Origin of the sequence: Zhongshania sp., from assembly GCF_041623545.1 — a bacterium.
GTDB lineage: Bacteria > Pseudomonadota > Gammaproteobacteria > Pseudomonadales > Spongiibacteraceae > Spongiibacter.
This window is the reverse complement of record NZ_JBFJWS010000084.1, coordinates 1-11,397: the sequence shown is the minus strand read 5'-3', so window position 1 is coordinate 11,397 and position 11,397 is coordinate 1. Positions and strand designations below refer to the sequence as shown.

The following is an 11,397-nucleotide window of genomic DNA, read 5'->3' as shown; positions in this document are numbered from 1 at the left end:
GTCGACCGTTACGCTTTATTCGGCTTTGCTGGCGGTCATTTTTTCCGGAGCGCCCAGATTCAGGTTGTACAGCTTAAAGCGCTGATTCTCCAAGGTTAAGGTCGCCGTCATGATTGCGCTGCCATGTTCGAAGTGAACATTACTGCTGTAGCTGAGCTTGGGAGGTTCGCTAAACAAGGATAGTGCGCCGCTTAATCGCGAAAACTGCAATGTGTCCATGCGCTGGAATTGACCTAGATGGGTGTATTCTGCGCATAATTTGCTGAGCTGTTCATCACTGACTTGAGCCAATGTTTCGCTTGCCAGTTGGGCCTTTAAATCTGCTGTCTGCCAGCTTGAGATGCTGGTGAGTGTGGCATTTAAATAACGATTCGCATTTTCACTGTAGTGATCTTCAACTTGGCCGCTGTAATAATAGAGGCCACCAAATAAAACTAAGCTCGCGATAATAAAGGTGTTAAGTAGCGGGTTGCGCACAGATTAGATCCTGTTTAGATAAGTTTAAGGCTGTTTAAGAAGACCAGTAGAATGCCCGCTGGCGCGATATAGCGCAGGGCGATTCGCCAGCCTTTGAAAATAAGGCCCTTGCCCATATTCACTTCTGCAGAAGTCGTGCCGACCGGCAGCACCCAGCCAACGAATACGGCTATTAATAGGCCGCCAATGGGCAGCATTATATTTGCGGTTATATAGTCTAGGGCGTCAAAGACTGCACCGTAGTGGATGCAGGCAATACCGCCAATCCAGGCTATAGACGCTAAGGCGAAGGTCGAAAGCCGCCGCTTTACACCGTATTTTTCTAGCCACGCTACGCCGGGCTCAATAAGTGAGATCGATGAACTTAACGCGGCAATGCTGACAAGGCTGAAAAAGATGGTGCCAAAAAAGAGGCCGCCATTCATATTGGCAAAGGCAATGGGTAGGGTGACAAACATCAAGCCAGGACCTTGGCCCGGTGTAAGGTCGTTGGCAAAAACCAGTGGGAACATCGCCATGCCGGCGACTAGGGCGATAATGGTATCGAGGGCGGCAATGGCCAGTACCGTTTTGCCGATAGATGAGTGGCCGGGGAAATAAGCCCCGTAGGCCATAATGGCGCCCATGCCCAAGCTTAGCGTAAAGAAAGCGTGACCCATGGCCACTAACACGGCTTCGCCGGTCAGCTTGCTGAAGTCGGTGTCGAACATAAAGTGCAGGCCGGCGCTGAAGTCGCCATTGACCCAGCTATAGCCGAGTAGTAGTAGTAAAAAGCCAAATAACACTGGCATGAGTATCTCTACGGCTTTGCCAATGCCCTTGGCAACCCCTGCGGCCACGACGCTTGCGGTTATCAGGGTAAATAGACTGTGCCAAATTAGCTGCTGGGAGTTGTCACTAAGTAGGCTGCTGAAATTGGCTTCAATCTCTTCGGTAGAGGCGTTGCCATAGTCACCCATCACGCTTTGTGCAACATACTCTAGCGCCCAGCCCGCCACGACACTGTAAAACATCATGATCATGAGGCCGGCAATAATCCCTATTCCGCCAAGTGCGCCCCAATAAGGCGAGGTTCCGGCCTCGCGGCCAAGTTTGGCCATACTGTGCACTGGGTCACTCCGACCCGCGCGGCCTACCATGATTTCAGCAATCATGACCGGAACGCCGATCAGCAATATGCAGCCAAGATAGACCAGTACAAAAGCGCCACCACCATATTCGCCAGCGATATAGGGGAATTTCCAGATGTTGCCGAGGCCTACCGCTGAGCCGGTCGCGGCTAATATAAAGGTCCAGCGGCTTTTCCAGGTAACATTCGCTGTGGTCATTGCAGTGCATTCCTTCGAGAAGAGGGCAAATTACGCGTGAATTGATTGTAGCGGGTATCTGGTGGATGCCCAAGGCGTTGATTTTGTTCTTTTAATCGTAATTAGTAGATTTTGCCAAGAAGATATGTGACTTCCTGCTGCTAAGAGGGGTGGGCTTGTTGTATAATGCGCGGCCATTTTATCCAACAACGAAGCCCCTCCATGATTGATACGCTGCGCAATATCGCTATTATCGCCCACGTTGACCACGGTAAAACCACGCTAGTGGATAAACTGTTGAGTCAATCGGGAACCCTTGATCGCCGTAACCAAGATTCCGAGCGGATCATGGACTCCAACGACCAGGAGAAAGAGCGCGGTATTACCATTCTAGCCAAAAACACCGCCATTGAGTGGAACGGCTACCGTATTAACATCGTAGACACCCCAGGTCACGCCGACTTTGGTGGCGAGGTTGAGCGTGTATTGTCGATGGTCGACAGTGTATTACTGCTCGTTGACGCAGTTGATGGCCCCATGCCACAGACTCGCTTTGTAACCCAAAAAGCGTTTGAGCAAGGCTTGAACCCGATTGTGGTTGTTAACAAAGTTGACCGTCCGGGCGCGCGTCCAGATTGGGTTGTCGATCAGGTTTTCGATCTGTTTGATCGTCTTGGCGCCACCGATGAGCAGTTAGACTTCCCCATAATTTTTGCTTCGGCGATTAATGGTGTTGCTGGTCTGGATTTTAATGATCTGGCCGAAGACATGACGCCATTGTTCCAGATGATCGTCGATAAGGTGCCTACCCCAGAAGTTGACGCAGACGGCCCGCTGCAGATGCAAATCTCGGCCTTAGACTACAATAGCTATGTCGGCGTTATCGGTGTTGGCCGTATTACTCGCGGTACCATGAAAGCCAATGATCAGCTGGTTGTGGTTGGTGCTGACGGCAAATCGCGCAAATGTAAGCTGCTCACCGTTATGGGTTATTACGGTCTGGAGCGGGTTGAAGTTCCCGAAGGCAAGGCTGGCGAAATCGTTTGTGTAACCGGTATTGAAGGTTTGAATATCTCCGATACCTTGTGCGCGCCAGGCCATCCGGAAGCGCTGCCACCATTGACGGTGGACGAGCCGACCGTAAGCATGACCTTCCAAGTAAACGACTCACCGTTTGCTGGTAAAGAAGGGAAGTTTGTTACCTCGCGTAATATTCGCGATCGCTTAGATCAAGAGCTGATTCACAACGTGGCACTGCGTGTTGAGCCAGGCGAAACCCCTGATAAATTCAAAGTATCTGGCCGCGGTGAGCTTCATTTGTCGGTACTGATTGAAACCATGCGTCGCGAAGGCTTTGAAATGGGCGTTTCCCGCCCTGAAGTTGTAACGAAAATGGTCGATGGCGTGGTTCAAGAACCCTTTGAGCACGTGGTAATTGACGTTGAAGAGCAGCATCAAGGTTCGGTTATGGAAGAGCTTGGCCTACGTAAGGCTGAGATGACCAATATGGAGCCCGATGGTAAAGGTCGCGTAAAACTTGAGTTTCTCGCACCTGCTCGTGGCCTGATTGGTTTCCGTGGTCAATTCCTGACGATGACTTCTGGTAGCGGTATTATGACTACTGTTTTCGATCACTACGGCGAAGTGAAGGGCGGCGAATTAGCTGGTCGTCAGAACGGTGTAATGGTATCGATGGTTGGCGGTAAAACGCTGAGCTACGGCCTGTTCAACCTTCAAGATCGCGGTCGTTTGTTTATGGGCCACGCCGCAGAGGTGTATGAAGGTCAGATCATCGGTCTGCACAATCGTGCCAATGACCTTGTGGTTAACCCTACTCGTGCCAAGCAGCTGACTAACGTTCGCGCCTCCGGTACTGATGAAGCGCTGACGCTGTCGCCGCACATCAAGCATACCTTGGAGCAAGCTTTAGAATTCATCGAAGACGATGAGTTGGTTGAAGTAACGCCGAAAAGCATCCGCTTGCGCAAAAAGCTACTGAAAGAGAACGAGCGTAAACGCGCTCCTAAGTAAGTTGCTAAGCTAGTCCTCTGGCGGCCGGTCCAAGGCCGCCAGTTTCCCCCGAAGCGTTAAGTCGCAGTCTGCGCTACACTAATCCAGTGCATTAATTGGATATGGTTGTGACGCTATGCTCGCATTATTCCCTGATATAAAGCCCTATAAAACGCATCGTTTGCCGGTGCAAAGCCCTCATGTGCTGTACTTGGAAGAGTCCGGTAATCCCGACGGTATTCCGGTGATCTTCGTTCACGGCGGTCCCGGCGCGGGCTGCAGCCCTAAGGCGCGGTGCTTTTTTGATCCCGAGCGCTATCGCATTATATTGTTCGACCAGCGCGGCTGCGGTCGCACTGAACCCCACGCCTGCCTGCAGGACAACACCACACAAGACTTGATTGCGGATATGGAGCAAATTCGAGAGTTCCTCGCAATCGAAAAATGGGTAGTGTTTGGCGGCTCTTGGGGCTCTACCCTAGGTTTAGCATATGCTCAGGCGTACCCAGCGAGGGTGGCGGCCATGATCTTGCGAGGCATTTTTCTGTGCCGCCCCAAAGAGTTGGAATGGTTTTACAGTGAGGGCGGCGCTAGCCGTGTTTTCCCCGATTACTGGCGGGATTTTAGCGAGGGCGTGTCGCGCCGTGACGGTGAAAACTGGATCAAAGCCTATTACCGCGTGTTGCATGGCGAAAATGAATTGGCGCGAATGGCTGCGGCCAAGGCGTGGTCATTGTGGGAGGCGCGCTGCTCGACCTTGCGACCAAATCACGATGTTGAAGATCACTTAATGAATTCTCACACAGCGGTGTCGATGTCTCATATTGAAACGCATTATTTTGTGAATCAGGGTTTTTTGGCTGAAAATCAATTATTGGCCGCCATGTCCAGTATCGCCACTATTCCGGGCATCATCGTGCAAGGTCGTTACGACATGATATGCCCTCTCGAAAGCGCTGTTGAGTTGCATGAACTTTGGCCTAGCGCTGAGTTACATATTGTTCGCGATGCGGGGCATTCGGCCTTTGAGCCCAGTATCGCGGATGCGTTGGTGAAGGCTAGTAATGATGTTGCCCACCTGCTTAGCGGCGGTGAGTTGAGCTATTAGGCTGAATGCGTGACGGGGGAGGCAGGACCAAGGTTCTCGTTCGCCATGATGACAGAGCCAGAGTGCCGTACTAGCTTGGCTTTTGCGTTTACCGTCTCCCGTCAAGCCTCTCCCCGTTCCCGCGCCGCCCGTAAATGCCAATACGAGTCTCTAAGTAATACCTATATAATTACGGAAAAATTACGTATGGATCACAATGAAAGCATTATTGCAGCGGGTTAAATTTGCTCGCGTAGAAGTCGACGGTGAGTGTGTTGGCGAAATCGAGCAGGGGCTCTTGGTTTTTTTAGGGCTGGAAAAACACGACGATGAAGCCGCTGTAACTAAAATGATGACACGCTTGCTTAATTATCGGGTATTTAGTGACAGTAACGGGAAAATGAATCAGTCGGTTATGGATGTCGGGGGTGGCGTATTACTGGTGTCGCAATTCACCCTTGCAGCGGAAACTAAAAAAGGACTGCGGCCCGGATTTTCTACGGCGGCATCACCGAAGGTGGCGGAAGAGTTGTATGAGTACGCTTTGGCAGGGCTAAGGCAATTATATGTTAAAGTAGCGAGCGGCAAATTTGGCGCTGATATGCAAATCAGTCTGCTTAATGATGGCCCAGTGACCTTTATGCTTGAATCGTAATGTGAAACCTTAAGGGGCGTATGCGTGAAAAAGAAAGTTGGCAGCATTTCTGCGGCGGATGGGGCCAAACCGCGAGCCAAACGGATGACACCGGAAGCACGCCAAGAACAAATATTGAACGCAGGGATATCTGCTTTTGCCGAGCGCGGATTGGCGAATGCGACTCACGCCGATATCGCCGAGCGTATCGGTGTGTCGATACCAACAATATTCCACTATTTTCCAAGTATCGAAAATTTACAGCAGGCTGTACTGCAGGTTATCCATCGTTATTTTGTCGACGAGATGATTATCGTTCGCCTTAAAACTGAAGGGCCTGCCTATGAACGCATAGAGAATTTACTCTTAACCTTCCAAGAGCAAATTGATCAACACAGCGAATACGTAACAATTTGGCTAGAATGGTCGGGGTTCACTCGCGGACTTATCTGGCAGCTGTACCTAGATTTCTACAAAGAAGCTGTCGCTGGTTTGCGAAAAATGCTCCTGCAGGGGCGAGTCGACAACTCAGTGTCAGCGACAATTAATGCGAGTGATGCCGCGCGAGTTATTATGGGTATGGCTCATACCATCGCCCATATGCGTTTTGCGGGGAGCTCTAAGCGGACGGTGGAGAATACGGTGCACTCACTGGTTATGAGTTATTTGGCTCCTGATCATTGACGTGAGAGTGGGCTTACAGAGCCTTTTGTTTGTAATTTAGAATTGAGCAAGTAGTTAATAAGGATGTTAAAATCCTATTTTTGAATGTGGATATTGGTAGGGAAGATGGCGAAGGAAACGTTGGGCGAGTTAAATTCGGTAAATAGCGGCGATGTAAAGCGAGTGCGCGCAGTGCGAATGTCGCCAGAGCGGCGACGCGTACAATTGTTGGAATGCGCTATTCTCGTTTTTGCTGAGAAGGGGATTCTAAACGCAACTCACGCTGATGTGGCTAAATTCGCTGGGGTTGCCAACCCCACCGTCTTTCATTACTTCCCTACAATAGAAAAGCTACAAGAAGAAGTAATTCGGGAAGTGAGGCGTTTTCTGTTAGATGGCTTCGTATTGTCTCGGGCTCATATCAACGCGTCCGCATCAGATCGTATAGAAGACATGCTTTCTTCTTTTGCCCATTCTATTTCTTCTAACCCTGAATACATCACGATCTGGCTAGAGTGGAGTGGTTTAACAAGAGGCTTTCTTTGGGAAATGTACCTCGAGTTTTATCGTGATACCGTAAAAGCGCTGCGGAGCCTGATTCTTGAAGGCCGAAAAGATAACTCAATATCTGAACGAATTGATGCCAGTGATGGTGCGCGAGTAGTCTTGAGTATGGCTCATGCTGTTGCGCACATGCATTTCTCAGGAAGCTCCGCCAAGACCATGAAAAAGACAATTCACTCTTTAGTATCTATCTATATCGCGCCAGAATGATGCCGCATGAATAGGCCCTAGTGCTGGGCCTATCTTTCTATAGTTCAAAAAATCAAGCAGTTTCCCGGGCTCTTGCCGCCATCTTATTTAGGTCTAGCGTTTCACTTGCAACGATTAAAACCTCTTCGCAGCCCTTAGGCTCTTTGAGATTTATTGGATTATACCAAGGCGAGAATGCTCGTAGTATACGAGGCACAATAAAGAAAAACATACCTGAATACGATTTGGTCTTGCGGATAAGGCCTTTAAATCCGCCAGTAATTCGTCCTGCTTTTAAGTCTTGCGCTAGCATATATTCGCTAAGTGGAACGGCAAAACCCACTAAATGGCAGGTGGCCTTTATTATTCCCCCCAAGCGCCCCCAGTAAGTACCGTACAGTGCCTCGACAACATTGAAGGCGCAACACCGGTGCTCAAACTCCTCGGATAAATGCCAACGCCAAAGTGATAGGGTAATAAGATCTACATCTTCGTCTTTTAGCCGCTTATTTGCTTGAACGAGAAAGTAGTTTGCGAATATTGGCCCCGCAGTTTCAAATCCCTCGGCATACAGCATGGCTGCGCGTAACCCGCCCTCGCGGTCGAAGCGCTCGTAGTCAGCCGTCAACTTGTCAGTAAAGCGGTCCATGTCTGGATAAAAACCTGAGGCTCGAACCATGTCGTTGAACTGCATATGCGTCTTGGAGTGATTGGCTTCTTGTTTGCAGAACAATTCGCAATCAGCGTAAAGATCTTCACGTCCTTCCGGAAGCAATTTTTTTGATTTGGCTAGTGCTCGAATGAGGTAGCCCTCTAGCAAAGGTAAGCCAATACTAACGGCATTCCAAAACTGTGCTAATTCCGGATCTCGGGGAATCCAGTTGATCTTAGCTTTGGAAAAATCACACTCGATTTTGCGCGCTTCGGGTTTAATGTTCATTGGCTTGCCTCACTAAATACTGCTTTGAAAATCTCGGGTCTGAGCGGGGCTGCGTAGCCCTGCCGCCCACTACTGGTTTATTGGCTGGTTGACAAGGGGGACGCGCGGAACTATGGCAATATCTGAGAATAAAATTGTGCCGCCGTTTTGGAAGTACTCAGGTGTAGAAAGCGGGTTGGTGGCAAGTACTTCGAGTACCGGGAATACAGTATAGCCAACCGGAATAACCAAGAATTGCAGGGGGCGAACTAGCGAAGTTGGGTTCTGTGCAATACTTGCGCCCATGCCGATCAGGCCCGGTGCGCCATTTATCAGCTTATCACTTGGCGGATCGATGATGCCGCTGGATCCCAGCTCTGGAATAGATGAGCCGCCGCCCAGAATCGCCTGTATCGAGCCGGCGCCGTTTAGTGCACCACTCATTGGTAATTGGGCAAGAGTGAGTGACGACGCACTAAATACGAGTGCGCTTAGTAGATTGCGGGTGAGCTGCTTAGCATTAATCATTGCGTATCTCCGAGTTGTTAATTATTAGACGCAACTAATCCTATATTTTATTGATCTTTTGGTCAATAAAATATTTAAGATTACTTTTATTGTCAGCGCCTAGTAGTGATTAAATTGCATGAAGGGGGTGTTGTGTTGAGATCGGCTCAATAGCCGGCCCTCAAGGCTTTGCTGTATCTATGAGTCGAAACAGGTCTCAGAAGTATTATTTAATGTGGTTAGATTTTTGCTGTAGGGTATTGTTTATTATAGTTATATTGTAATTTATTACCTTGGTTTGCGTCGCAAGCTAGGGTCGGTCCTCAAGTTTATTGACTTTAAGATCATTAAATTTAATCAATCCCTATTGACGCTGCGATCAATAGCTGTTTTAGTATGCCCATACACCAGAGATCAAGTTGTTCGTGAGATACGTATACACCGCTAATGATCGCTCTGGAAAATAACTACATAAGAGAAAATGAGGTTCTCAATGACAAAGCGCATTTATACTTCCATGCTCATCGCATCATCCTTGCCTCTTCTGCTAGGGAGTGCGCCTAGTTATGCCCAGAGCGGAAAGTCGTCGCGTCAGCTCGAAGAAGTCGTGGTCACGGCCCGTAAAAAGGAAGAAAACGTTCAGGATATTTCCGCGAGCTTAACGGCCCATACTGGTGCAATGCTTGACTCGATGGGTATTACTGATATCAAAGACTTGCAGAATGTAACGCCTGGCTTAACGGTTAACGAGATGGCCAGTTACAGTATGATCTTTATCCGTGGTATCGGGTCAGATGCCTTTCAGGGACCAATAGACTCCAGTGTCGCGACATACATTGATGGTTTGTATATTACCTATACTTCCAACCAGGCGCAGTCATTGGGCAACGTTGCTTCGGTAACCGTTTTGAAAGGGCCTCAAGGTACTCTATACGGTCGGAATGCGGTGGGCGGCGCGATTGTTGTTGAGACTAAAAAGCCTGACTTCGAAGAAGTCCGAGCAAATATCTCTGGTGAAGTTGGCAACTACGATTTGACTAAGGGCAAGGTACATTTGTCTGGTCCAGTAAGCGATTCTCTGGCATTTGGTGTTTCCGGTTTGTATGCAAATCGCGAAACGTATTTAACGTACACCCCTGACCCTTCGCAAAAACACAAGGATTATGATGACCGTGGCTTTAAAGTGGAAGGCCGTTGGGCGCCGACGGATTGGTTAGAGGTGAATGCCAGTCATTATAAAGTAGATCACGCGTCGAGTGATTCTGTTCCGCTAACAAACGACACGCCATCACCTCTCTTTGCTAGCACTCTCACAGCAAATCCAGACCCTTGGCAGACAGGCGTAGGCACTGAAGTGTTTACTGAAATGGAGTCAGAGTCGACTAAGCTAATGTTTGACGTTAGTTCAAGTTACGTAAATTGGAAAACTGTGCTCGGCCATACCGAATTTTTCAGTAATATCTTCTGGGATTACGATATGTCAGAAGAGAAGTTGCTGATAATTGAGGCGATTCCTAATACCGCAGAGACCGACTCGTTAGAGATGGTGTTTAGTAATTCCGATGTTGGTCCTGAATGGCTTACATGGATTGGTGGTATTTACGTAGAGAATACTTTTAAGTCGCAGCGTACGCCAATTTACTTAGACCCGGTTTTTGTTGGTCAGCAATTACTTGGTTTGAATCCCGATCTTTTGAATGGATTGCTCGCCCAGCTGGGTAGCACTGGTTCAAGTTTGAATCCTGAAGAGCCGGTTAATCTAGTGCTCTACGGTGGAGTTGATACAGACGCCAAGGCCGCGTTTGCTGAATTTACTGTCGACGTATTTGAAGACTTCTCTGTGAAGTTCGGCGGTCGCTACTCTGATGAAACGAGAACGATCACTGAATCCTGGGTCGACGCGCGGGTGCAAAATCTTCCTGGTGGTCAAGGCAATACCGAGTATGAGCGGGTCTTTGATTATGAGCCACAAGAGGCTACGTGGACCGATTTTACGCCAAGTTTTGGTCTTGAATATCATATCAATGATGATGTAATGATTTACTACAGCTATGCCACGGCATTTAAAAGCGGTAACTGGAATGGTCTGAATATTAATGAGCCGCCGGGAAAGGTAGAGCCGGAGAATGCCGAGTCTCACGAAATAGGTATGAAATCTGACTTTCTTGAAGGTGATTTGCGGGTGAATGCGTCGGTGTTTAGTACTGAGGTAACTGACGGTCAAGCGCAGATACTGTCATTGGCGAGTGGCGGTGTAACACGCTTGGAGAATGCGGCGGCATATACCGTGGCCGGGGCAGAACTCGAAGTGTATTACACAACGCCAATTGATGGCTTGCAGTTGACCTTTGCAGGTACTTGGTTGGACGGCGAGTATGATGAGTTTGAATGTACAGGGTTTGATGAAGAGACGGGGCTCGAGGGCACCTTTGATTGCTCCGGTAACGACACCATTCGGACGTCGGACTTTAGCGGTACGGTGGATGTTAGCTATCGCTTCGACATCGGGCGTTTTGAAAATGAAATCGGCTTTGGTGCGTATTACAACTCTGGCTTTTGGTTTGATCCGACCAATAATGTTCCCGAGGAAGAGTATACGAAAGCAAATGCCAGATTTAGCATTTACGATCCAGAAAGTAAGTTGAAGTTGTTTGGTTACGGCTCGAACTTGAATAACTCGGTTAGCCATATGCAGCGTTTCCGTCAAGACTTTGGCGTAGGCGAATCTTATGCTCGGCCGCGGATGTACGGTGTTGGGGTTGAATGGGAATATTGATTTACTAGTCAGCCCAGGTATTGCTGTAACTTTGCCCGCTTGATTGCGGGCTTTTTTATGCCCTTAAAAATGCGCGGTGTTGGCGCGTGGAATTGGGTGGTAGTTAGTGTGCTTAGTCGCCGTGCGCGTGATGAGGCCGCTCGACTTAAATTTTGGCGTTGAGTAAATGGCGTAAGTTTATAATATTTAGCACTTGTACTATCGCGGGCGTACGGAAGGATATAATAATGGATTGATTTTGGGGGCTGGAGAAGAGAGGGTGTT

10 protein-coding genes are annotated in these 11,397 nt (G+C 48.8%); 6 read left to right on the top strand and 4 right to left on the bottom strand.

Translation table 11 applies throughout. The features are described from left to right. Nucleotides 1-15: 15 nt before the first annotated feature. Nucleotides 16-477, bottom strand: coding sequence for a hypothetical protein (locus ABYT30_RS09735; protein ID WP_373082838.1), 462 nt, complete (start codon nucleotides 475-477; stop codon nucleotides 16-18). Between the two features lie 14 nt (nucleotides 478-491). Continuing rightward, a complete protein-coding gene (locus tag ABYT30_RS09730; protein ID WP_373096244.1) occupies nucleotides 492-1,805 on the bottom strand; it encodes a sodium-dependent transporter in 1,314 nt (437 codons plus the stop codon). A gap of 201 nt (nucleotides 1,806-2,006) precedes the next feature. On the opposite strand from ABYT30_RS09730, the gene typA reads away from it, so the two are divergent. The 5 genes from typA (at nucleotide 2,007) to ABYT30_RS09705 (ending at nucleotide 6,952) form a co-directional block, all read left to right on the top strand. Then, nucleotides 2,007-3,815: a translational GTPase TypA gene (gene typA, locus ABYT30_RS09725; RefSeq protein WP_373096241.1), complete on the top strand. Its 1,809-nt coding sequence runs from the start codon at nucleotides 2,007-2,009 to the stop codon at nucleotides 3,813-3,815. A gap of 115 nt (nucleotides 3,816-3,930) precedes the next feature. Continuing rightward, complete coding sequence (pip, locus tag ABYT30_RS09720; RefSeq protein WP_373096239.1) at nucleotides 3,931-4,902, top strand: prolyl aminopeptidase; 972 nt, start codon at nucleotides 3,931-3,933, stop codon at nucleotides 4,900-4,902. Between the two features lie 196 nt (nucleotides 4,903-5,098). Beyond that, nucleotides 5,099-5,536, top strand: coding sequence for a D-aminoacyl-tRNA deacylase (gene dtd, locus ABYT30_RS09715; protein WP_373081309.1), 438 nt, complete (start codon nucleotides 5,099-5,101; stop codon nucleotides 5,534-5,536). A gap of 24 nt (nucleotides 5,537-5,560) precedes the next feature. Beyond that, nucleotides 5,561-6,199 carry a TetR/AcrR family transcriptional regulator gene (locus ABYT30_RS09710; RefSeq protein WP_373081308.1) on the top strand — a complete coding sequence of 213 codons (639 nt, stop codon included), beginning with the start codon at nucleotides 5,561-5,563 and terminating at the stop codon, nucleotides 6,197-6,199. Between the two features lie 105 nt (nucleotides 6,200-6,304). After that, nucleotides 6,305-6,952 (top strand): TetR/AcrR family transcriptional regulator, encoded by a 648-nt coding sequence (locus ABYT30_RS09705; RefSeq protein ID WP_373096237.1) that lies wholly within the window; start codon nucleotides 6,305-6,307, stop codon nucleotides 6,950-6,952. A gap of 52 nt (nucleotides 6,953-7,004) precedes the next feature. On the opposite strand, the gene ABYT30_RS09700 is transcribed toward ABYT30_RS09705, so the two are convergent. Beyond that, nucleotides 7,005-7,871: a metal-dependent hydrolase gene (locus ABYT30_RS09700; RefSeq protein WP_373081304.1), complete on the bottom strand. Its 867-nt coding sequence runs from the start codon at nucleotides 7,869-7,871 to the stop codon at nucleotides 7,005-7,007. Nucleotides 7,872-7,940: 69 nt separating this feature from the next. After that, the gene (locus ABYT30_RS09695; RefSeq protein ID WP_373081302.1) at nucleotides 7,941-8,378 is read right to left on the bottom strand and encodes a hypothetical protein; all 438 of its coding nucleotides are present in this window, start codon (nucleotides 8,376-8,378) and stop codon (nucleotides 7,941-7,943) included. Between the two features lie 472 nt (nucleotides 8,379-8,850). Between ABYT30_RS09695 and ABYT30_RS09690 the strand changes: the two genes are divergently transcribed. Then, nucleotides 8,851-11,133, top strand: a complete 2,283-nt coding sequence (locus ABYT30_RS09690; RefSeq protein WP_373081300.1) for a TonB-dependent receptor — start codon at nucleotides 8,851-8,853, stop codon at nucleotides 11,131-11,133. Nucleotides 11,134-11,397 lie beyond the last annotated feature (264 nt).